This window comes from Pseudoalteromonas sp. SIMBA_162 (genome assembly GCF_046535955.1).
In the GTDB taxonomy this organism is placed as follows: Bacteria; Pseudomonadota; Gammaproteobacteria; order Enterobacterales; family Alteromonadaceae; genus Pseudoalteromonas; species Pseudoalteromonas marina.
On sequence record NZ_JAWJBQ010000022.1, the window covers coordinates 1 to 23,413 of the forward strand.

Consider the following 23,413-nt stretch of genomic DNA (forward strand, 5'->3'; position numbering starts at 1 on the left):
GCCCAAAAGCTATTAAAATAATGCTAATTATAAAAATGAATTTGGTCACTACTCGATCCTGATAGTTATATAACGCCGTAATAAACGGCACAAAATAGCAGGCTAAAATTGGCGACGAAGGAGCACAAGCCTGCTGTTTTGTGTCCTTTGTTTAATTACTTTGTTAGCTGTACGATTTTTATGATTTTGTTTTCTTTAGCTATTGTTAAGTAGCTAATTTCTAGGCAATTACCATTTTTTATAACTTTACCTGGTAACTCTTTTTCATAGAAAAAAGGTGTTCTTGTATAGCTATTATAAGAAAACTCGACCTCTTTCACTTCGAATGTTGCTGTATTTCCCTTAACTTCGTCTAGACGATAGTTTTGAATACAACCAGATACAAGTGAAAACTCACCCGAATCCATCTGTTTTTTAACATCAATATCTTGTTGTAGCTCTGAGTATGTACCAAACAATGCAATGAAAAAAATCAATCCAAAAATTGTTAAAAGCCAATTTCGTGAAATCTTAACCATGCTTAATACAAGATCAGAGGCGGCTGGCAATCTAACAAAAGCTACAAGCAAAAATAAAACAGGTAACACCCACAAAAAGTAATCAATGTTGGGGGTTAAACTGATTTCAAAATATGGGCTCAAATTTCACCTAGTACAGCTAACATGTTTATAGCGAGCGAATCGCGCGTTTTTCTACCACGGCGGAGCTCGTTTTTCTTGTTTGTTTATTAGTAACAAACTTGCCAACTAATTGCCAGCGTTATTAAAATCCTTCAGTGATCGCTTTTCTTCATAGTATAAAACGAGCAACGGGGTCGTTTTATTGACTATGCGAGCGACCGTACTATGGCTGTATATATACAGCTAAAATTCATAGAATTGAAAATGAAAACTCGCTCTGCGTATATAAATTATATTGCTGCCTACATGCTTACCCCACAATATTTATAAGCACTATTTATACTCTCTTAGGCTGGATCGCAAGTTTCACCTACTTTCACAACAAACGTCACCTAAATTCAATGAAAACCCTATAACGATCTTTTTTGATCAAAATGCAGCGATTATCCGATTAAGTGCAATTTGTCATAAAACTGCAATCTAAGTAGGCGATAATTTAAACTCAAACTGTATTTTTTATAATCTAGAAGACGAAGTAAATGACCACACCTTTAGTGCAACTAACATTTGCACTGCAATCACTTGATGATCCGATGTCTGCGGCTATGAGCCACACCATGGAATACGAAAACCTTTCGCTACAAGCTAATGCGCTTCATGCAATTACATTGCAATGCGATTTGCCAGATGCTGTAAATGAAGGTGATGTTATTTCGCTGAGCGCAACACATCCAAGTGCCCGTGGCGCTCAGTATTTTACTGAGAGCGTTATTACGCAAGCAGATTTAGAGCGTGGTTACGTTAACCTTACTTTAAACAAAATTACCCATAGCCAATGTTTTGTAATGCAGCTTATGTTGCACGGAAAATACGCTACATTAAAAAATAGCCTTCAGTTTGATATGAACATTAACGCATTTGAGGGCGGCTATAACGCGCCACTTGTAAATATCGAGCATTCAAAACCACACGGTTTTCGCCGGTATTTTGCTGGGGTAGGCTCGACCTTTTTATCATTGTTTTAAAACGCTTTTATCAATAGCGGTTAGTCGGGAAAACTTATTTTTCCCATAGTCACTCCCGCAATACCTTGCGCGGTATTATTAAGGTGTTGCTGCTCACCTGCTAGGCATTCGTTGGCTAAAATAGCAAATAACACGGCTTCTTTAGCATCGGGATCTATTCCTAGTACCTGTGTGTTTTTAAACGCTTTAACTTCTGGGCAAAGTGTTAAAAGCTGCTCCATTAATAGTGGGTTATGTATTCCACCACCACTGGCATACACCACACAATTTGCCTCGTGTTTAGCACACTGTTTTATTGCATCGCTTATTACATTAGCACTAAATGCATTGAGTGTTGCCATTACATCGTGGTGAGTTAAGTCAAGCGTATTGGTGAGTCCTTGAGCCGCTTTTAAATACGCTAAATTAAACACTTCTGGCCCTGTTGTTTTGGGCATGCTTAAATTAAAAAAGTCATCTGCGCATAATGCATGAAGTAAAGGCATATTTACTTTCCCTGCTTTTGCTATTTTTGCACCGTCGTCAAAATGCATCCCCTCAAAATATTTTTGTACGTAGGCATCCATTATTGTATTACCCGGGCCAATATCAGAGCTAAATACACTGTTTGCATCACCGCTTTTGGGTAAAAAAGTTAAGTTAGCTATACCACCCATGTTAAGTAAAATACGGTTTTCAACAAGGCTTGAAAAAAACAAGTAATCGCCATATACCGCAAGGGGGGCACCTTCGCCTCCTGCGGCTATGTGCTTTTGCCTAAAATCGCCAATGGTTGTAATGCCGGTAGTAACGGCTATTTGGTCGCTGTCGCCAATTTGTAACGTGCCATTAGTAAAGCTTTTATGATTATGTTGCGACTGTGGGCAGTGGTAAATTGTTTGCCCGTGGCTGGCTATAACATCAATTGTACTAGGGTCCACTTGCCACGCTTTTAAGCACTGATTAACCATATTGCCATGGAGCTTACCTACCCACGGGTGCAATAAGGTTACTAGTTCTAAATCGCACTCTCGTTTGGCAAATACCTGCTTTATTTTAGTTTTATAATCGTCGCTATATTCAACGGTGATAAAATTTAATATTTCAATATGTGTGTTTAAGCCCGCGCCGCTTACCTTACACAGCGCTACATCGAGCCCATCTAACGAGGTACCACTCATTAAACCTACAATTAAACGGCTTGGCTTTTGGGCACTATTATATAGGGCGGCTATGTGTGGGTGCATAAAAGGTATCTTAAACAGTATTATATTTTGCTTATATTAGAGTACTTTAAAACAAAGTTATAGGCGTAAGTGGTTAATCTTTGTGATTGTGCTATCTCTAATTGCTTGCTAAGTTAAACCGTACTCACCCTATACTTAATTTAAACAATGATCACCCTAAGAGACTTTAAACCACAAGACGCGCCACACATTATTAATACCTTAAATGATGAACAGGTTACGCGCTTTTTATCGTCTAAAATTCCATTTCCGTATACTCAAGCCGACGCCGACTGGTGGATAAGTCAAGGTTCTAAAAGTGGAATAGTTAAGGCCATTGTTGTAGATGAGGAATTTGCGGGGTGTATAGGCATAACGCCCGGAGAGTTCGAGTATAGCCGCAGTGGCGAAATAGGCTATTGGCTTAATAGTGACTTTTGGGGGCAAGGAGTAATGACTCACGCTATTACAAAAATTTGCGATGACGCATTTAAAAGCTCAAACCTAAACCGTATTTTTGGCGCCGTATTTGATGGTAATACTGGTTCTATAAAGGCACTGACTAAATGTGGTTTTAAGGCCGAGGCCGTTCTTAACCAAGCCATTTATAAAAATGGCGCATTTTACAATAGCCATATTTTTAGCAAGCTCAAATAATCTGTTTAGAATAATTACTCCGCTTAAGGTTGAATTAACAGCCCCTCGCCCAAAACTCTTGTTATAAAGTACAAATTTGTACATATTTATACTACTTAGCGCGCATTATTGTTTATGACAATCGGGTTATTAAACGCATACACATTCGTTAAGTGGGTTCATATCCAAAAGGAGAATTTTATGTCTACAACTAGTCGTCAACTTACTTTAGCATCACGCCCACACGGTGCTCCAACCGATAAAAACTTTGAGCTTAAAACAGTCGATTTACCAGCCCTTAAAGATGGCGAGGTACTGCTGCGCACTATTTACTTATCACTTGACCCATACATGCGTGGCCGCATGAGCGACGCAAAGTCGTACGCCGATCCGGTAAACGTGGGTGACGTAATGGTTGGCGCTACCGTGTGCCAAGTAGAAGAGTCTAAAAACGATAAATTTAGCGAAGGCGAGTGGGTACTTGCCTACACAGGTTGGCAAAGTTACGCCATTAGTAATGGCGAAGGCCTTATGCAATTAGGCAAAGAGCCTGCTAATCCTTCGTACGCGCTAGGCATTATGGGTATGCCGGGCTTTACGGCGTATATGGGCCTACTTGATATTGGCGCGCCTAAAGAAGGCGAAACGGTAGTCGTAGCTGCAGCAACGGGGCCAGTTGGTGCAACCGTTGGCCAAATAGCTAAAATTAAAGGCTGTAAAGTGGTAGGCGTTGCCGGTGGCAGCGAAAAATGTGCCCATGCCGTTGAAAAGCTTGGTTTTGATGCCTGTATTGATCACAAAGCCGATGACTTTGCAGAGCAGCTAGAAAAAGCATGTGATAACGGTATAGATGTTTATTACGAAAATGTGGGCGGTAAAGTGTTTGATGCCGTATTACCATTACTTAATACCGCAGCTCGTGTACCGCTGTGTGGTTTAGTATCGCAGTATAACGCCACAAGCTTACCTGAAGGCCCTGATCGTATGGGTATGCTAATGGGGCAGTTGCTTACTAAACGTATTAAAATGCAAGGCTTTATAATTTTTGACGACTACGGTCACCGCTACGATGAATTTGCCCAAGACATGCAAAAGTGGCTGCAGGATGGCAAAGTACAATACCGCGAGCACATGGTAGAAGGTATTGAAAACACTGTAAGCGCATTTAACGGTATGATCAGCGGTAAAAACTTTGGTAAAACCGTTGTTAAAATCAACGATGCACTTTAACTAAAATATATAAACACAGCGTTGCTGCAACCAGCAACGCCAACAAGGACTGACATGATAAAACTACACCATTTAAATAAATCGCGTTCTAAACGTATTATTTGGCTTTTAGAAGAACTAGAAGTTAATTACGAAATTGTTGCTTATCAACGTAACAAAGACACATTTTTAGCCCCTGATGAGCTAAAGCAAGTTCACCAACTCGGTAAGTCGCCGGTTATTGAAGACGATGGTTTAATTGTTACCGAATCTGGCGCTATTACTGATTACTTAATTACTAAATACGGTAACGGAAAGTTTGCACCAAAGGCTGGCACCGCTGACTACGTTGATTACCAACAATGGCTGCACTTTGCTGAAAGCTCTGCCATTTTACCGCTACTACTTAAAATGTTTGTGGTTAAAGATGGCGCTAAAACACAATTTTTAGAAGGCTACGCCGACGCCGAAACCGCTAAAGTAATTAGCTACTTTAACGACCGTTTAGAAGGTAAACGTTATTTAGTTGGCGACACCCTAACCGGCGCCGATTTTATGATGTCGTTTATTGTTGAAATTGTTAAAAACTCAGGCCAGCTAGGTCACTTTAAAAACCTAGTAAAATACGACGAGCAATTACAAAGCCACGAGAAGTTTCATACGGCTAATGAGCTAGAAGCTAAATACGACTAATTTTATACGCCTATGACTGTGGAAACACAGTCATAGCAAACATTTTTGTTGCTCTATTTTATTTACACTAATTTGCTCAAGCGTATTAAAATTCAATTAAAAATAATTTATCTGGATAATTGTGCTGTAGAGTAAAACTCTAAAGTTCTCATTTTTAGTCAACCAATCGATAACCCACGGCCGGTTCAGTTAAAATATATTTTGGACTCGCAGGGTTAGCCTCTAGTTTTTGTCTGAGCTGTGCCACATGGACTCGCACATATTCAGGTCGCTCTACATACTGCGCCCCCCAAATATGGCTTAAGATTGCATTATGGGTGAGTACTTTATTTTTATTCTGAAACAGCAATAAGAGTATTGCGTACTCTTTTTTAGTGAGTTTTACCTCACCTCCAGAAGCAGTAACACTGTGCTTTTGCGGATCTATTTTTATATTCCCGCAGGTAAATGCCACACTCGGTTGGCTTTGGGTGCGTAATAAAACCCGAATTCGGGCTAGCAACTCATTCGCGCTAAACGGTTTAGTAATATAGTCATTTGCTCCATTATCAAGCGCTGTGACTTTTTCTACTTCGCCATCTCGAGCTGATAGTACTAAAACAGGTAAGGCACTCCATTGTCTAAACTCAATTAACCAGTCTTGACCATCCATGTCTAACAGGCCTAAGTCTAACAATACAAGATCGTAACTTTGCTCACTTAAACGTGCAAAACCATCTAACCCTTTATCACAAATACTTAGTTCGTAACCACTGGCTTGCAACAAGGTTTTTAAAAAGCTTTGTAGAGGGGGAGAATCTTCTAATATCAAGATTTTAGTCATTACTTTTTTCCCAGATTAACTCTGCGTACGCCATATTTTTTTCTTTATCAATTGTTAATGTAAATGTGCCCTGGTGAAATTTAGCAACCACATCACAAATAATACTGCCTAATCCAACGCCTTCATCGCTACTGGTTTGCCCATTAATTACCAAGTTATTAGTTAGAAGTAACTGATAGCCTACCTTTTGCTGATGAGTACGTCGCGTAAATTCTACGCTCACCTTTTTATCACCATAACGCCATGCATTTTCGAGCATATTAGCCAGCGCAATTTCTAACAAAGTCACATCCCCTTCGCATGTTGTCTGGGCGTCTATATTGGTATTTATGACAAAATCAGTGAGTTGCTGCTGCCTTCTAGCTTTAGCTTCACTAAGTAGTGCTTGTAAGTTTATTGTTTGCCAACTTAGGTTTTCACCCATTTTATTAACTCGGCTTAACTCCATTACTTTATCAAAGTGCTCATTTAGTATTTTACTTTGCTCATAAATATTACTCGCTTGCTCTTTTATCACGATGTCACTGAGGGTAATCTCATCATCTGCAAGCATGCTCGATGCGCCCATAATGGTTGCCAGTGGTGTACGTAAATCGTGAGACAAACTGCGTAAAAGTGCATTTTTAGCGCGCTCTAATTCCGCTTGCACCGAAATAGCAGCCGACTGTTGGCGTAATAATGTTTTTTCATGTACCTGATAAAGAAGCGAAATAGCGGTGTCAGCAAAGGATTTTTGCCCTTGCGTTAACCGTTTAGTAAAATTAAACCCGCCCCAGCTAGGGTTAACTTCACTAAGCAATATAAATTCACTATTGCCTTGCGATGCTACAGGTGTAAAAGTACAACTTGCGTTTAAATGCTTACTAATGCGCTGCACAAAGTACTTTTTTTGTTCATCCAGCGTATCTAGGCTGTTTAAGTCTTTGGCCAGTTCGTACAAGGTGCGACTATTACTTGCATGTAATTGCACATCCCTAACTTTAGTACTGAGCTCGCCTGCCAATTGGCTGATCACAAAGCCAACAATCAACATAACCATGAAGGTTACTAAATATTCTATGTTTTCAATATGAAAAGTAAAATTAGGGGCAACAAAAAACCAATCTGTACACGCCACACTCACTAAGGTGGTTAGTATGGCAAGACGACGATTACTGCGCACAGCAACCCAAGTCACCCACAATAACTGAAGCATCACGATATCGGTGGTAGTAAACCAATTACGTACAGGGTAAATGGCAATAACCACAATTAATGGCATTATAACTGCCAAAAACAATGCGTTATACCAACGTGGTTTAGCCTCTGCCTGATACATTAATTATTCCTCTAACATTTGAACACCTAGATTACTGCCTTTTTGATATTGCCTCTATAAAGTTTTTATAAAGTTTTTTATCTGATTCGTTAAATCTTTATAAAGCTTTTAACACCTACCTACATTGTTACTTCAATAACTCATATTCTAACTTCAGCAAAAGGAATAATAGGTATGTCAGGTTGGATAAAAACAGTGAAGCGTACAGCCTTTGTATTAACTGTTTATTGACCAAATGGCTCTTTACCACTTCTCTCTTTTAACTTTAATTTAGGTATCAACATGGCACATTTTACAGTGATCGGGTTAGGTCGTTTTGGCATTGCAGCAAGCCTTGAATTAATTCATTTAGGGCATACAGTCACAGGGGTTGATAGTAACCCAAAACTAGCTGAAAAATATGTTGAGCATTTATCTGAAACCGTTGTTTGCGACTCCACCGATGAAGCCGCACTTAAAGAGCTTGATTTAGCGAGTAGTCAGGCTGTTTTAGTCGCGATTGGAGAAGACATGCAATCGAGCATTCTGTGCACACTTGCATTAAAAAACTTAGCTGTTGAGCAAATATGGGTAAAAGCGAGTACTAAAGCCCATCACACTATTATCTCTAAATTAGGTGTAACACGCATTATTCATCCTGAAGAAGAAATGGGGGTGCGCGTTGCACAAGCGCTTAATTACCCTGTAGTAAACGACTATATTTCCTTAGGCAATGGCTTATACGTTGTTGAAGTAAGTATAAAGGCGCACTTACATAAAACAAAACTAGGGCATTTACTTAAAGAAATAAAAGGCACTGTAGACCCTCTATTGGTTAAGCGCACCAAGCAAACGTTTGTCAAACTTAATGACGACTTTGAGTTACATACCGACGATACTTTACTGTTATCAGGTAATCGAGTCGAACTAAATTATCTTGCACCAAGGCTTTTATAATTATGGTTTTATGGCACCCTCTCAAAACACCTATTGAGCGCAAACTCAGTGGGCATAAAAAACTCAATGCGGCTCCACCGCTTGTTCTCTGTTGTAGTTTTTTAATATTAATAACGCTAGGGGCATTGGCGTTAAAACTGCCTTTTGCAACCTATGAGCCTATTTCCTGGATACAAAGTGCGTTTACAGCAACCTCCGCGGTGACTGTAACTGGATTAGTTGTTGTCGATACTGGTTCAGTGTTTACTCCTTTTGGACAAGGCGTTATTGCACTATTAATTCAACTAGGTGGTCTAGGTTTAATGACCTTTGCGGTTGTAACCTTAATGGCACTGGGTAATAAAGTTGGCTTTATTCAAAAAACAGTCACCAAAGCTGCTTTTAATCAAACAGATACATCGACTTTGGTCAATACCGCTAAGTCTGTTTTGCTGTTTTCACTAATCGTAGAATCTGTAGGCATTATTATTTTAACGCTGTATTGGCTACCTGAAATGGGTTTACAAAAAAGCTTTTTTCATGCTCTTTTTTATACCATTAGCGCTTTTAATAACGCAGGGTTTGCATTAAGCCCCAATAGTTTAATGCACTATGTAGAAGACCCCATTGTAAATTTAACTATTACCTGTTTGTTTATTATTGGCGGCCTGGGCTTTACCGTATTAATGGATTTATATAAATCAAAGCGTTGGGCAAAGCTCAGTCCCTACAGTAAATTAATGCTGATCAGCACTGTTATTATTAACGTCATTGCATTATTGCTTATTTACGCGATTGAATACGATAATCCAAAAACACTGCAACCACTGTCTGAAGTAGGTAAATGGTTAGCTGCTTGGTTTCAAGCTGTCACTCCCCGTACTGCGGGATTCAATACCATTGCTATTGAAGAATTAAAAAATGCCAGCACCGCTTTAACTATGATGCTTATGTTTATTGGTGGCGGCTCTTTAAGTACCGCAAGTGGCATTAAAGTCGTTACGTTTATCGTTTTAATTTTAGCAACCTATAGCTACTTAAGACGTGACAAAGGCGTCACCGTGTTACGCCGAGAAATAGACAATGATTCTGTATATAAAGCATTAGCCTTAACCGTTATTTCAGCGGGAGTCACATGGTTGGCTATTTTTACATTACTTGTCGTTGAAGATGCAGCTTTTTTAGATATTGCTTTTGAAGCGGTATCAGCACTGGGGACAGTAGGACTTTCACGCGGTTTAACGTCATCGTTATCACCGCTGGGGGAGTTTATCATTATGTTTTTAATGTTTATGGGTAGAATAGGCCCGCTCACTCTCGCCTACTTTTTAGCAAGTCCACGAAGTAAAAAACTAAGGTACCCAAGCGCACAACTCTCTATTGGTTAAAAACACAAACGCGGGTTTATTAGTTAGTCCGTATTTTTAAATACCGGCTATTTCGCGCTCTGTAATACACTCGTTCGAGGCCATTTCAAACTCACGGCAAGTAAGTGGGCGGTTGTCATAAATGGTACACATTAGCGTATTGCGGTCGAGAGCTTGGCACCAACCATCATAGCCGCGTTTCATTACTTCGCTGCCCCACTTGTCATAATCAATATACTGAAAAGGCACACCGGTGTCGGTTACTATGCGCACTTCTAATTGGCAACAACACGCTTGGCAGTTAGCGCAGGTTACGGGCTCAGGTGTAGAGGAAATAGTTTTACTTGGAATAACAGTGTTAGGCATAGTGGCTTAAATAAAAGAAACACACTAAGTAGGATACACGAGCTGGCTAAACGCGCTAGTTAATTTTAATGGTGAATAAATAGAATAATAAAAAGCGTGCTACTCGCTAACACGCTTTATTGTTGGCCTTTAATTTTAAATTAAAAGTTTAATACCACCTTCACATCATCAGACACGGCAGATGCCGAAACAAACCCAATCGTATTTGGGTTAGCTGCAACCATTTTGATCACCTCTGAGTCATTTTCTAGCTCTTTGGGTGGTGTTCCTTTTCCCGTAAAAATAAGCTTTGACCAATAGGCTCTTAACTGCGAAGCACTTTTATTAAGCAGTTTACTGTTAAACTGCTCCGTAGTCGGATTTTTTGAATCTTGTGATATTGGAATGATCGTATTGCCATTACTAAACGACTTTTCTTTTCCTGTATAAATTCGACTAATGACGGACTCATCAAAACTACTCTCGTTTGAAGGATGTACAATAATAGCAAAATCAGCAAAGGCAACATTGCTAAACAAAAACAGTACACATAACATTAATTTTTTCATTTTTAATTCCCCTTAAAATACAACATCAACACCAAGCGTGATTGCTTTACTATCACCCGCTACCGCTAACTCGAATGAATCATCTTTTACCCTGTCGTACTGCATTTTGAGTGCCGCCGAAGGATGAAAATCCCAACGAACCCCCACCGCAAAGGTATTATGGCTTTCAGTATCTCCCTCACCTTCTTGCTCAAAATCTGAAAACATCACATAAGGCGTAATTGCATCAAACCTATACCCTGCACTGATCATATAAGTGTCTAGGTTTCCGTCTAGATCTAAACGGTTAAGTTCGCTTAGTACAAAAAAGTCGCCAAAATCAAAATTGGCAGCTAAGCCATAGAATTTGCCATCACGGCTATCTTTTCCATCCCATAAAACCGGCTCTCCAGAACGAAAGCGTTTATTAGTGTATTGCATATGCGTTACTCTCAGTTCAAGCCAATCATGGCTTAACGAAAGTACACCACCTAGCATATCTTCCCAAATTTCTCGGGTAGGCTCTTGAAAGAAAAAGTCTGATAGCAGTTTGTTGTCGTCATCATCTTCTTTACCAGCATACACATTAGCAGACACACCCCATTCTCCAATCGAGCCAGAATAGAGAAGGTTTATGCCCTCATAGTTAAATACTTGCCATGTATAATTGTCGGCTGGTGCACGCATCCACACATATGCGTAACCTACGTCAAAAAAATCTGAGTAATAAAAAAGAGGCAAACGTTTTTTACCCGCTTGAACCGTCCAATTATCATTTATTTCGTACGAAATATATGCCCACTCAAAATTAGCATCAAAATCATTTACACCTCGGGCAACAATTTGACCTGTGACAGATAAGCCCTCACCAAGATCCCCCGACACTTGTATACCAATTAACGACTCTGGAGAGAAAGATAAGTCTTCTGTGTAGCCACTCACATTAGGGTAGTCAGCCAAAAAGGTTGGCTCAACACCATATTGCGGCACACCACTTCCACTGAGTACTTTACCCGCGTTAATACTTGCAAAGCCTGAAATATTAATTTCAGCGTAACTAGTCCCTGAAATAAACACTCCTAACAGCATCAATTTTTGCAGTTTCATCGTTCACCTCGTTTTATATGACCTTAATAGTCATGTTGAGTATAGTTAAACGCTGAAAAAACAAACAAAAATTTAACATTTTTTATAATTATGCAGGTTTGATCATTACTTTAATGGCTATCTGCCAAGCAGTGTGGCTTTTATATCGCTATACCGCTGTTGCTCACAAAGCGCAAATCCGCTGAGTTGGCGTACCTTATTACGAGCAAACAATGGCACGCTCATACCCGCTAAAAAACGGCACTGGGTTTCAACACCCACGTTATGAACTCCCTTTGTGGCCATATGCGCCAAAAACTCATCTACCTTTTGATAAATAACGTCATCATTAATAGTTACAGGCGCTAATGAGTATTCTAATTTTACAGCATTACCACGGCATACACTGCAATGGCCGCATTGCACTGGCGCATTTTGGTCGTCAAAGTAGCGCGCTAAGTTATAACTCAGGCAAGTTTGTAGCTCAAAAAAGCGCACCAATGCGGCTATTCGTTTAATCTCGGCTTGTTCTTTATCGCTAAAATAGCTGTGTAATTGTTTTGCAAGTTCAGGGTTATTTATAACTTCACTATGCACTTTATATACTTGGGTAATGCGTTTGGTTTCAAGCGTTATAAGGTTTTTTTCGGCTAGGTAGTCAAGCGCGGCCACAACCCGTTTACGGTCAACCTGCGCGGCTTGGGTAAGGGTGTCAAAATTGAGCGTGCCCCATATTTTTTTAAAATCGGTATGGCTAAATATTTGCGTTAAAAAGGCTTGGCGCTGCTCGTCAAACTGGCTAAGTAGCTCGTTTTTATCAACCAAAAACTTGTATTTAAAATCGGCATAATAGGCGTACTGCGGCGTAATTGCGCCTTGCATTTCAAGTTGAACCAGTAATGTTTTAAGTGCTAATTGGCGAATATTACTTTCGCTTGAAAGGCTGTATTCTTGCATTTCCCATTGCTGTTGGGCTTGGCGAATATCGTTAATTACATATTCAATGCCACTCAGCTCAGGGGTGTCGCCATATACAAAGTTTTCTACTGTGTTTAGGCCATCTAAATTAGCAAGCGTGTAGCAGTTTGATGGGTTGCCATCGCGCCCTGCGCGGCCAATTTCTTGGCTGTAGTTTTCAATCGATTTTGGTAAATCGTAATGTATAACAAAGCGAATGTCTGATTTATCAACGCCCATACCAAAGGCTATAGTTGCTACAACTACATTAATTTTACCCGCCATAAAATCATCTTGAATTTGCCACCGGAGTGTATCTTCAAGCCCTGCATGATACGCAACCGCCTGAATACCTTGCGCACTTAGCGTGTTAGCCACTTGCTCAGCACTTTGCTGCAGTGTCACATACACAATACCTGGGCCATTTTGCGCACGCACTATGTTTGTAAGTTCGGTGTTTTTATCAGCCGTTTTTACACTTAGCACGCTTAAATCGAGGTTAGCGCGGTAAAAGCCTGTTTGTACAATGCACTCAGGGGCAATATTAAAACGCTCGCTCATGTCGCGTTTTACTTTTTTAGTGGCGGTGGCGGTAAGCAATAGTACTAGTGGAATATTTAGCTCTTCGCGATATCGCGGTAGTTTTAAGTAGTCAGGTCTGAAGTTATGGCCCCATTCAGATATACAGTGCGCCTCATCTACCACCAGCATAGACAGCGCAACTTGGCTTATAAACTCTCTAAATCGCTCGTTTTTAAAGCGCTCTACCGACACCATTAACACTTTAATTTTACCATTTCGCACATCGTTCATTACGGTGCTGCTTTGCATTTGGTCTTGGCTAGAATCAAGGCTTGCCGCGTAAATACCTTTGCTATTTAAAAAACTAATTTGATCTTTCATTAAGGCTAGTAATGGCGACACCACTAACGTTAAGTTTTCTAAATGCATAGCCGTTAGCTGATAACATAACGACTTACCCGATCCTGTAGGGAATATAGCAAGGGACGATTGCCCATTTAAAAGCTGCTCTATAGTTTGCTGCTGCCCTGCTCTAAACTGATTAAAACCAAAATGTTGCTCAAGTGATTGTAAAAGCGGCGTATTCATAAAAATGTCCTTTTTGGCGTTGATAACACAGGGCTATAACAGAAAAATGCAGCCTAGATGAAGTATTTGCAAGTTAGTATACCGTAAATTAGGTGATTTACTGCTGACATATCCATTATTTAGGCGCACACTATAGCCCCATAAAAGTGAGCTTTGCCAAAATAATTTTCGATACCCAAGTCATTTTAAAAATAATAAAACAGATTGCTTGGGTATATTATTTTTAAGGGCATAGTCATGAACATAACCACTCCTAAAATCGTCGTTATTGGCGGCGGCGCTGGCGGATTAGAGCTTGCAACTCAATTAGGGCATAAACTAGGAAAGAAAAAACACGCAGAAATTCTACTAATAGACAAAAACCGCACCCACATATGGAAACCGTTACTGCACGAAGTAGCCACAGGCTCTATTGACCCCGATTTAGATGGCGTAGTTTACTCTGCCCATGCCGCAAAACATCATTATAATTTCCAACTTGGTACCTTTTGTAATATCGACCAAAGTAATAAAACAATCACTCTCGCACCACTTTTTGACGAACTTGGCCACACTATTTTGCCCAAACGCACAGTACGCTATGACCACCTTGTTATTGCTATTGGCAGTGTAAGTAACGACTTTAATACTCCAGGCATAAAAGAGCATTGCTACTTTTTAGATTCAAACCAGCAAGCTGAGCGTTTTCAACATTCTTTGCTCGATAGCTTTACCCGCCTTCATCAAGACGACAACCAGCAACAATCTCTTGATATTGCTATTGTGGGCGGCGGTGCAACCGGAGTTGAGCTCTCGGCAGAGCTGTATCACTTGTCTGAATTACTAAAGCTTTACGGCCTAACAAACATGTCGTCTAAACGTTTACACATTCATTTAATTGAAGCGGGCCCACGTATTTTACCTGCTCTGCCCGAGCGAATTGCCGTAAGCGCTAAACGCGAGCTGTTAAAGTTGGGTGTAAACGTGCTAGAACAAACCCAAGTAAAAGAAGCCACCGAGCAAGGCTTTATAACAAAAGACGAAGAACACATAGATGCCGATATTATGGTATGGGCGGCAGGCGTAAAAGCGCCAGATTTTATTAAAGACTTAGGTGTTTTTGAGCTTACTCGCAGCAACCAAATTCAAGTAAACAAGTTCTTACAAAGCACCGTAGATGAAAGTATTTTTGTACTTGGCGATTGCTGCGCCTTTAACCAAGAAGACGGAAAACTTGTACCGCCACGCGCGCAATCGGCCCATCAAATGGCACAATGTGTTGAAAAAAATCTTATTGCAACACTTAAACACCAGCCGCTAAGCGAGTTTAAATACAGCGACCACGGCTCTCTCGTTAACTTATCGCGCTACAGCACGGTAGGTAATTTAATGGGTAACTTAACCAGCAACACCTTTTTTATTGAAGGTAAAATAGCCCGCTTTATGTATATCTCGCTGTATCGTATGCACCAGCGCGCCATACACGGTAGCGCAAAAACCTTTGCATTATGGATAAGCGAAAAGGTACTACGTGTTGTGCGCCCTAAAATGAAATTGCACTAATAAATTAAGTCGGCTCACAACACCACAAAAAGCTTTAACAGTTAATAAGTATTCTCTCTTAAAGCTTTTTTGCACTTTGCGTACCTAAAGTAGTACGATGTGAGAATATTTTAATAACATCAAGGGATTGGCGGTTATGAAAAAGCTACTTATCGGACTTATAATTATAGCGGCTTTGGCAGTATATTTATTTAAAACCCAGCCTAACACAGCAGCTGTAGAGCAGAACAACGTGGCTGCACCTAATGTCACTGAGCCTAATTTAGTTAATAAAAAGCAGCCCGCAGAAGGCACACCGCTACGAATAGTCATAGATCTAAAAAAAGATATTCGCCTTTGCAGAGATCAATCACAGCAACAACATATAAAAATAAATAATTTAAACCAATCGCTTGTTTCATTTTTTGTAATTGAGCTTAAAAAAGGGACGTTGGTCCCTACGCTTTTAAAGTATGCAAACCTATCAGAAATCTATAAGCGTCAATACATTGCCCTTTTAAGAGATGCCATAGTTGCAGAGCAAAAACAGCAGCTTAATATTACTAGCTCTTTAAACGAGTTAGCTAATTGGCAAGGCATTGAGGCAATTAAAGGTTTCACCAATGATAAAGTAAAAGAAATGATTCAACAGCTTGGAGATAATAAGCATAGCCCTCCAGGGCTTTCTATGAGCGTACCGCTTGATGAAAATGTACAAAAAGAAACCCTTTATGCTTTATTAAACAACACTGATACATTTACCACTTACTCTAAAACGTTTATTAAACTTGAGGGCAGTGAGGTTATTTCCCCGGCTACATTGTTTGTACTTAATGCAAATAAATTTACTCCAAAAGAGTTTGAGCAGGCAATTTCATCTAACCAATTTACAGTAAATGAAGTGGCTACTGCGATTAAAAACAACATTCCTAATGAGTATATTCTTGCGCTTATAAAGCAGGTGCCGGCACTGAATGCTATGCCGCTATACGAAGAAAAATCTGTTTTGTATAACGTAGCTGATATTGCCGTAAGCCAGTTTAATTTACCGCTTGTAAAAGCATTACAACAACTAGGCGTAACACCAACCAATCAGCCAGGCTTATTTACGGGTTTAGATGTTGCAATAGTAAACCTGCCTAAAAGTGGTAACTTAACGCTAGCCCCTTTAGATGCAAAGCATACTCAAATGTTAAACTACCTTACAGAGCAGGGCTATAAAGCTCATAGCGGTAATGCTAATGACGATCCAAATAACAAAGGCGTTTTTTTTGTAAGTGACTTTATTTACCAGCAAGGCGCCTATATTAATGCGCAGAAAAACCCTGAGCAATATGCTTACTTTAATTCTATTGGTAAAATAGACAACACCACAATGCCTCAAGTGAGTGACCCCGATAATTCTGATGTTGCACGCTTTTTAGTAAATTTGAAGCAACAAAAGAAAGATCTAGATAATAATAGGCAAAACTGTGAACTATTACAGCAGCAGTTAAGTGATACTGAGCAATTACACTCTACTATGCAAGCATATAATACGGTGCTAGAGGTAAAAAAAGAGCACGGTAATAACTTCGAATATGTTTTGCAAGAACAAGACCCCGTATTAGTTAATTACTGGTGGAGTATGCTAAGTAATCAGCTTTCAAACGATAGAAGTCATAGCGATTTCAGCGAATATTTGTCAAAAGAAAATTACCAAAAAGCTTATGAGTACAGCCTTAGTACACCATTAACTCAAACAGAAACTGATACACTTTTTACATTACTGCTATTAGAGCCTCGTGACTTTATAACGATCTGGGAAAGCCGAATTGAACCTAAGCCACCAAGTGATTTAGCAAGATTAAGTCGTTTTCCGCTTGAGCATTGGCAAAAGCTAAAACAAGCTGGTTTTGATTTTTCGATTACCGACATGTTTGGCCGCGACGTATACATACAGGCAATATTTGCCTCAAACGATATAGTGCAATTTTTAATTGATAATAAAATACCGACTGTTCCCAGTAAGCTTGGTGTAGATATACTCGACTTAGCACTAGAGCAAAGTTATACAAAAGGTGAGTTAACCCCAATGATTCCTTTAGCTTTGCAGCTTGTGGAAAAATTTGAGCCAAACCACTTAGCCCGCGTTGCCAGATTAAAAATGTTTTACCCTGCGATTTATCAGCAGTTAATTCAGCTAAACCCAGCGCTTAAGCCTGCCCAGGGCACAGAGCTAAATCATTATATGTTTGATAATCACTAAATAACCCGCAAAGCACGCTAACGCCACTTAGCGTGCTATTTGAAAAATTAATGTCTTTAATATTTAACATTCCCTGTGTAGAGTATTTAAAACAATTAAAGGATTAGGGCTATGACGGGTAAAACGCTAATTTTTAATTTTGATGGCACAGGAAATGAGCCTCGCGATGCAGAGCAATTTAGCTCAGACCACTTTAAAGAAGACAGTAGTATTTCTAATATTCTTAAGCTGCATTTATTATTAGGCGGCAAACTCGATGACTCCCCCACCACTCCATTTACAAACCAGCTTAGCTTTTATTATCAAGGTATTGGCACTAAAGGTAGCCGCTTAAAACGTATTTTAAACCAAACTCTAGCGCCACGTGGTGACGATGTTGCCAGTATTTTAAATCAAGCCATGAGTGATTTTAAAGCGTATTACCAACTAGGCGATACCCTTTTACTTACCGGTTTTAGCCGAGGTGGCGCTCTCGCTAGACGTTTTGCAAAAATTCTGGAACCTTTGATTAGTAATAATGTGTACGTATGTGTATTTGATACCGTGGCCTCAATTGGTTTATCAAAAGTGAGTAAAGCTACACGCGGCGCCGAGCACGTTATTTTTGAAAACCACACCATTGCTAATAATATTTCCCAAGCACTGCACTGCGTGGCACTTGATGAAAAACGCCGTGCGTTTGAGCCTACGCTGATGAACCATCAAAATAACATTACTGAACTGTGGTTTGCAGGCGCGCATTCAGACATTGGCGGTGGATACTACCGTGATGGTTTAGCTGATATTTGCTTACGTTATGCACTTGAGTGGATTATTGAGCAGCCGTTAGCTATTTCATTGTTAACAAGTCACGATATTAACTACAAAACTCTTCTTCCAGATAGTAATTTAATTGCACAAGACGATCTCACTGTTATCCCCGACTCACTTGCACTGAGCCACCAGCAAAATTACTTTTGGTTAAACTCGTTCTTTAAGCTGGTAGATAGAGAGTGCTTTGTGCTGGTGGACAACGAAGCGAGTAATATTAAGCCATTAGTTCACCACAGTGTAGCTACACGAATTAATAAGCTCACCAGCTACCGTCCAGAGTCACTTAAAAAGCAGTCATACAACGTTAGCTACAGTGACAACAGCACCTTAAGTTTTACCGGCTTAAGTGCGCACATTACGCTTGCTAACCAAAATATGAGCGTATTAAGTATTGGCCAAAGCCAAGATGTGGTGGTATTCGCCAGTGAGTTTTATAACAAAACGGGCTTAATGCTTGAGCAAGGTGCAACTTATCGCTTTACTCCCTACCCTGATCAACATTGGTTTGACGACGGCATAAAGTGTACACCTAAGGGATGGCATCGAGATGACGTGCAATTAGGCGTTAAAGAAATTCCAATGGCATTACTTGAACCATTCAGGCGACTTCCAGATGCTCAGTGGTTCTCATTAGTTGGCGCAATTAATAATAACGAAGAATTTTTATTTAAAATAGCTAATGGCGCTACGGTGACTATTACTAAATCAGGTGAATTTAGTCCTTTCGCCAATGACTTAAGCCGCTTTTATGGGGCCAATGCAGGAAAAATAAAAGTAAAAGTAAGCCGCATAAGTTAAATGGGCTGAAGACGCGCAGCTTGATGGCGTTTAAAAGCAACGCTTTAACTGGGAACCACCGAGAAGCGAAGAAGAATACCTAGAGAAGTGACTAAACGATAGGGTGTTTTCAATGTGTAGCGCGAAGCACCTCGGTTTACTCGGTGGTCATATACAGATAACTTATACTAATTTGCTTTGGCTGCTCGTTTACTCCTCTCTCTTTGTGCATTTTTGTATTAAAGATCAATAAATCACTAAAGGGTTTAAAATCTACAAGCGCGATATAACATCGCGCCTACATCGAGTCTTAACAGCAGAGCTTAATGACCTCCGAAGACGCGCAGCTTCCTTGCGTTTTAAAAGCAATGCTTTTACCTAAGTGATAACCCACTTAATTTGAGGCGGCTAAGTCCGCTTCAGCATCAGCTAACATGGCAAACTCTTCATCTGCGGTTTTAGCGACTAAGCGCTTAGAACTGTATCCAAAATAATACGCCGCTCCGAATGCAAATAAAATTACGGTGTATAAAAACGCGCGAGGGTCAAAGGCATATACACCGGTAAGTGCAACAAGTGATAATACAAGTGCAATACCCGAGGTAACAACACCGCCTGGCGTTTTATAAGGGCGGACTAATTCAGGTTGCTTTATACGCAGCATAATATGGCTTAATGCCATTAATGCGTAAGAAACCGTAGCACCAACAACTGCCATGGCTAGCATTAAGTCACCTTCACCACTTAGTGAGGCAATAAAACCAAAAATAGCAGGTACTATTAACGCACGCGCTGGTACTTTGCGCTCTGTAGTAATTGATAGAGATTGTGGTAAATAACCCGCACGAGAAAGGGCAAACACTAAACGGCTGTAACCATAAATAATAGAGAAAAAAGACGCCACCAAGCCCGCTAAACCTAAAATATTAACCGTCGTAGCTAAGCTGCTATTGCCTGTTGCATTAAGCGCATCTACCAGTGGTACTGCACTGGCCCCCATTGCATTTGCACCTGCGGCACCAGGCACTAAAACAACCACTAATAACGCAGTGAAAAGTAAAAATACCATTGCTCCAATAATGCCTTTTGGCACATCTTTAGCGGGATTTTTTGCTTCTTCTGCTGCAAGTGGGACACCTTCAACCGCTAAAAATAACCACATTGCAAATGGCAATGCAGCCCACACGCCATACCAGCCAAGCGGTAAAAAGTCGCTTGCGCCTGCTGCATCGGTTACGGCTACATCAAATAAATTTGAGGGGTCAAAGTTAGTAACGAGCGCAATCGCAGTGGCAACAATAGCAAGCACCGCTAAACCACTTATTACCATCATTACTTTTAGTGCCTCACCTACACCCGCTAAGTGAATGCCCACAAATGCCAAGTAAAACAGCGCATAAACCCATGGACCATTAAACCCAGTTAATGCTTCTACCGCAGAGCCAATAAATATAACAATAGCAGCCGGCGCAAGCGCGTATTCAATCAATACGGCAAGGCCTGTTAAATAGCCACCAGCGGGACCCATTGCTTGGCGGGCAAAGCTATATCCACCACCTGCGGCTGGAATAGCAGCCGACATCTCAGCAAGCGAAAGTACCAACGTTAAATACATAATAGCCATTAATACTGCTGCAATGGCAAACCCACCCCAACCAGCTTCAGCTATGCCAAAATTCCAACCTGCAAAATCGCCCGATATGACATACGACACCCCCAAACCGGCTAGCAGTAACCAACCTGCAGTGCCACTTTTTAATTGCCTTTTGGCAAGGTATTCTGAGTTTTTGTTCGACATTGTTCTCTCCGTTGATGCTTGATTTTTATTGTTTTGATTTTTTAATTGCTTATTATTTGGCAATTAAAAAGTTGGTATTAGGTTGTTGATGTTCAATTACATCGTCTTGTGTTCGATCTTTTAGGTTAACGCCTGTTAATTTGAGCTTTTTTGCTTCGCGTAATAAATACACAGTACGGCGGGCGGCTTCTTCATACGACAACCCAGCGGGTCTAATATTTGAAATACAATTTCTGCATGCATCGCTCAACCCTGCTTTTGGCGCCCATGTTAAATAAAGCCCCAAACTATCTGGGGAACTCAGCCCTGGTCGCTCACCTATAAGTACCATGACTATTTGCGCATTTAACAACTCACCAATATCATCGCCAATGGCTACACGCCCTTGCTCTACTAACGTTATTGGCGCTAGTTTTAATTGCTGACTTTCGCCTAGCTGTCCTAGTAGTTCGCTAATAAATGGTTGTGTATTTTGTTGAACAGCCAAAGAAGAGAGCCCATCAGCCACAACAATAGCTAAATCATATTTAGACTCAGTGTGTTGCTTTTGTTCTGTCATAAAATTAGCTAATGCTGTGCGACTTGATTGGTTTAACTTACGCCCTAAGTCGGGACGTTGTAAGTAAGTAGTACGATCATCCGCTTGACTGTGAAGATGCAAAACAGGTGCTGCTGGATTTAAATCGCTCAGTCTGCATGACATTTCGTTAATATTAAGCGCAAAGCCAACAGCATCCCGGGCTTGCGCATGAGATAACTGAAACGCCAGCATTTCTGAGGTCGGTAGACTAATACCCGCTCTACCAAGGCCTATACGGGCATCGGTAAAGCGGCGTAAATCGCTCCACGGATTATGTACCACCTTGCCATTACTTTTATGATCAGTGTTTGCATTGAGGGTTTTAGGATTACTTCCCATTAGCTCCCCCCTGCTATTGCATTAAGCGGCTTGGCAAACGCTTCTGGGATTGTATTGGCTAAAATGATGTCCTGAGCATTTTGCATTATTTTCATTTTGCTTAACCAGGCCTCAAACTCTGGGGCAGGTCTTGAACCTAAAACTCTGCGCACATAAAGCGCATCATGAAACGAGGTAGTTTGGTAGTTAAGCATAATGTCGTCAGAGCCTGGAATACCCATAACAAATGAACATCCCGCTACACCTAGTAGTGTAAGTAAATTGTCCATGTCGTTTTGGTCGGCTTCAGCATGATTGGTGTAACACACGTCGCACCCCATAGGGATACCGAGTAACTTACCGCAAAAATGATCTTCAAGGCCTGCGCGGGTAATTTCTTTACCATCAAATAAGTATTCTGGGCCAATAAACCCCACAACGGTATTAACTAATAAAGGGTTAAATTTTCGCGCCACAGCATAAGCACGCGCCTCACAAGTTTGTTGATCAAGCCCATGGTGCGCATTGGCCGAAAGCGAGCTGCCTTGTCCGGTTTCAAAATACATTACATTATTACCAACCGTGCCTCGTTTTAAGCTAAGCGCAGCGTCTTGCGCCTCTGCTAACGTATTTAAATTAAAACCAAAGCTTGAATTTGTAGCCTCTGTGCCGCCTATTGACTGAAAAACCAAATCAACCGGTGCGCCAGCTTCTATGCACTCAATCGTATTAGTTACATGGGTAAGCACGCAGCTTTGTGTTGGAATTTCATATTTTTGGATTACATCGTCCATAAGCGTCATCAGCTTAATGGCTTGAGCAACATTGTCGGTGGCAGGGTTTATACCTATTACCGCGTCACCATTTCCGTAAAGCAGGCCATCCAGCATACTAGCCGCAATCCCGTTAATATCATCGGTTGGATGATTAGGCTGTAAGCGGGTAGATAAATGCCCTGGCAAACCAATTGTATTTCTAAATGCACTGGTTACATGGCACTTTTTAGCAACTAAAATTAAATCTTGATTACGCATAATTTTGCTAACCGCTGCCGCCATTTCGGGAGTTATAGCAGACCTGACGCTAGCCAGTACCGCTGGGGTTGCAAAATCACTCAATAGCCAATTACGAAAATCTCCGACCGTTAAATGTGAAATGGTCAAAAATGCATTCGCATCGTGCTCATCCATAATTAGGCGTGTTATTTCGTCATCTTCGTAAGGAATTAACGCATCATTTAAAAATGTTTTAAGTGGCACCTCTGCTAATGTCATTTGTGCTACGGCTCGTTCCTGCGCCGACTGCGCAATAACTCCTGCCAACCTATCGCCCGACCGCTGCACGGTTGCTTTAGCCATTAACTGGGCTAAATCTCTAAATTTATAAGTTTGTGTACCAAGCGTGTAACGATACGTTTGCCCCATTTTTTACCTCATTTAACTCTTTCAAACCTTGGTACAGGTTTTGCTGCAGCACTATTTATAATTATGTTTAATTTAAA

General features: G+C 40.6%; 20 protein-coding genes. 9 read left to right on the forward strand and 11 right to left on the reverse strand.

Annotated elements, in window-relative coordinates:
* Window positions 1–155: 155 nt before the first annotated feature.
* Window positions 156–641 (reverse strand): hypothetical protein, encoded by a 486-nt coding sequence (locus R0J88_RS15215; protein ID WP_410900324.1) that lies wholly within the window; start codon window positions 639–641, stop codon window positions 156–158.
* Window positions 642–1,159: 518 nt separating this feature from the next.
* Between R0J88_RS15215 and R0J88_RS15220 the strand changes: the two genes are divergently transcribed.
* The gene (locus tag R0J88_RS15220) at window positions 1,160–1,645 is read left to right on the forward strand and encodes a hypothetical protein (protein WP_410900325.1); all 486 of its coding nucleotides are present in this window, start codon (window positions 1,160–1,162) and stop codon (window positions 1,643–1,645) included.
* A gap of 20 nt (window positions 1,646–1,665) precedes the next feature.
* Here R0J88_RS15220 and R0J88_RS15225 read toward each other — a convergent pair whose 3' ends face one another.
* Complete coding sequence (locus tag R0J88_RS15225; protein ID WP_410900326.1) at window positions 1,666–2,871, reverse strand: anhydro-N-acetylmuramic acid kinase; 1,206 nt, start codon at window positions 2,869–2,871, stop codon at window positions 1,666–1,668.
* Between the two features lie 147 nt (window positions 2,872–3,018).
* Between R0J88_RS15225 and R0J88_RS15230 the strand changes: the two genes are divergently transcribed.
* From R0J88_RS15230 to R0J88_RS15240, 3 genes are all read left to right on the forward strand, one after another.
* Complete coding sequence (locus R0J88_RS15230) at window positions 3,019–3,507, forward strand: GNAT family N-acetyltransferase (RefSeq protein WP_410900327.1); 489 nt, start codon at window positions 3,019–3,021, stop codon at window positions 3,505–3,507.
* Window positions 3,508–3,687: 180 nt separating this feature from the next.
* Window positions 3,688–4,716, forward strand: a complete 1,029-nt coding sequence (locus R0J88_RS15235) for an NADP-dependent oxidoreductase (RefSeq protein WP_410900328.1) — start codon at window positions 3,688–3,690, stop codon at window positions 4,714–4,716.
* 54 nt (window positions 4,717–4,770) lie between these two features.
* Window positions 4,771–5,388: a glutathione S-transferase family protein gene (locus R0J88_RS15240; protein ID WP_410900329.1), complete on the forward strand. Its 618-nt coding sequence runs from the start codon at window positions 4,771–4,773 to the stop codon at window positions 5,386–5,388.
* A 154-nt stretch (window positions 5,389–5,542) separates the two neighbouring features.
* On the opposite strand, the gene R0J88_RS15245 is transcribed toward R0J88_RS15240, so the two are convergent.
* Window positions 5,543–6,211, reverse strand: a complete 669-nt coding sequence (locus R0J88_RS15245) for a response regulator (RefSeq protein WP_008130878.1) — start codon at window positions 6,209–6,211, stop codon at window positions 5,543–5,545.
* The gene (locus tag R0J88_RS15250; protein ID WP_410900330.1) at window positions 6,204–7,529 is read right to left on the reverse strand and encodes a DUF4118 domain-containing protein; all 1,326 of its coding nucleotides are present in this window, start codon (window positions 7,527–7,529) and stop codon (window positions 6,204–6,206) included. Before R0J88_RS15250 ends, R0J88_RS15245 begins: the two co-directional genes overlap by 8 nt.
* 282 nt (window positions 7,530–7,811) lie before the next feature.
* Between R0J88_RS15250 and R0J88_RS15255 the strand changes: the two genes are divergently transcribed.
* Both R0J88_RS15255 and R0J88_RS15260 read left to right on the forward strand, forming a co-directional pair.
* The gene (locus R0J88_RS15255; RefSeq protein WP_410900331.1) at window positions 7,812–8,465 is read left to right on the forward strand and encodes a potassium channel family protein; all 654 of its coding nucleotides are present in this window, start codon (window positions 7,812–7,814) and stop codon (window positions 8,463–8,465) included.
* A gap of 2 nt (window positions 8,466–8,467) precedes the next feature.
* Window positions 8,468–9,832 (forward strand): TrkH family potassium uptake protein, encoded by a 1,365-nt coding sequence (locus R0J88_RS15260; protein WP_410900332.1) that lies wholly within the window; start codon window positions 8,468–8,470, stop codon window positions 9,830–9,832.
* A 36-nt stretch (window positions 9,833–9,868) separates the two neighbouring features.
* Here R0J88_RS15260 and R0J88_RS15265 read toward each other — a convergent pair whose 3' ends face one another.
* From R0J88_RS15265 to R0J88_RS15280, 4 genes are all read right to left on the reverse strand, one after another.
* A complete protein-coding gene (locus tag R0J88_RS15265) occupies window positions 9,869–10,177 on the reverse strand; it encodes a YkgJ family cysteine cluster protein (RefSeq protein ID WP_410900333.1) in 309 nt (102 codons plus the stop codon).
* 140 nt (window positions 10,178–10,317) lie between these two features.
* Entirely contained in the window at window positions 10,318–10,725 is a 408-nt protein-coding gene (locus tag R0J88_RS15270; protein WP_010556059.1) for a substrate-binding domain-containing protein, read from the reverse strand.
* 12 nt (window positions 10,726–10,737) lie between these two features.
* A complete protein-coding gene (locus R0J88_RS15275; RefSeq protein WP_039037250.1) occupies window positions 10,738–11,811 on the reverse strand; it encodes a porin in 1,074 nt (357 codons plus the stop codon).
* 117 nt (window positions 11,812–11,928) lie between these two features.
* The gene (locus R0J88_RS15280; RefSeq protein ID WP_410900335.1) at window positions 11,929–13,857 is read right to left on the reverse strand and encodes an ATP-dependent DNA helicase RecQ; all 1,929 of its coding nucleotides are present in this window, start codon (window positions 13,855–13,857) and stop codon (window positions 11,929–11,931) included.
* A gap of 237 nt (window positions 13,858–14,094) precedes the next feature.
* Between R0J88_RS15280 and R0J88_RS15285 the strand changes: the two genes are divergently transcribed.
* The 3 genes from R0J88_RS15285 (at window position 14,095) to R0J88_RS15295 (ending at window position 19,237) form a co-directional block, all read left to right on the forward strand.
* Window positions 14,095–15,399, forward strand: coding sequence for an NAD(P)/FAD-dependent oxidoreductase (locus R0J88_RS15285; RefSeq protein WP_410900336.1), 1,305 nt, complete (start codon window positions 14,095–14,097; stop codon window positions 15,397–15,399).
* Window positions 15,400–15,535: 136 nt separating this feature from the next.
* Window positions 15,536–17,626, forward strand: a complete 2,091-nt coding sequence (locus R0J88_RS15290) for a cupric reductase (RefSeq protein ID WP_410900337.1) — start codon at window positions 15,536–15,538, stop codon at window positions 17,624–17,626.
* Between the two features lie 111 nt (window positions 17,627–17,737).
* Window positions 17,738–19,237 (forward strand): phospholipase effector Tle1 domain-containing protein, encoded by a 1,500-nt coding sequence (locus R0J88_RS15295; protein WP_410900338.1) that lies wholly within the window; start codon window positions 17,738–17,740, stop codon window positions 19,235–19,237.
* Between the two features lie 373 nt (window positions 19,238–19,610).
* Here R0J88_RS15295 and eat read toward each other — a convergent pair whose 3' ends face one another.
* From eat to R0J88_RS15310, 3 genes are read right to left on the reverse strand one after another with little or no spacing between them, the layout of a single operon-like run.
* Window positions 19,611–21,014 (reverse strand): ethanolamine permease, encoded by a 1,404-nt coding sequence (gene eat / locus R0J88_RS15300; RefSeq protein WP_410900339.1) that lies wholly within the window; start codon window positions 21,012–21,014, stop codon window positions 19,611–19,613.
* A gap of 52 nt (window positions 21,015–21,066) precedes the next feature.
* Complete coding sequence (gene eutC, locus R0J88_RS15305; protein WP_410900340.1) at window positions 21,067–21,933, reverse strand: ethanolamine ammonia-lyase subunit EutC; 867 nt, start codon at window positions 21,931–21,933, stop codon at window positions 21,067–21,069.
* The gene (locus tag R0J88_RS15310; protein ID WP_410900341.1) at window positions 21,933–23,336 is read right to left on the reverse strand and encodes an ethanolamine ammonia-lyase subunit EutB; all 1,404 of its coding nucleotides are present in this window, start codon (window positions 23,334–23,336) and stop codon (window positions 21,933–21,935) included. Before R0J88_RS15310 ends, eutC begins: the two co-directional genes overlap by 1 nt.
* Window positions 23,337–23,413 lie beyond the last annotated feature (77 nt).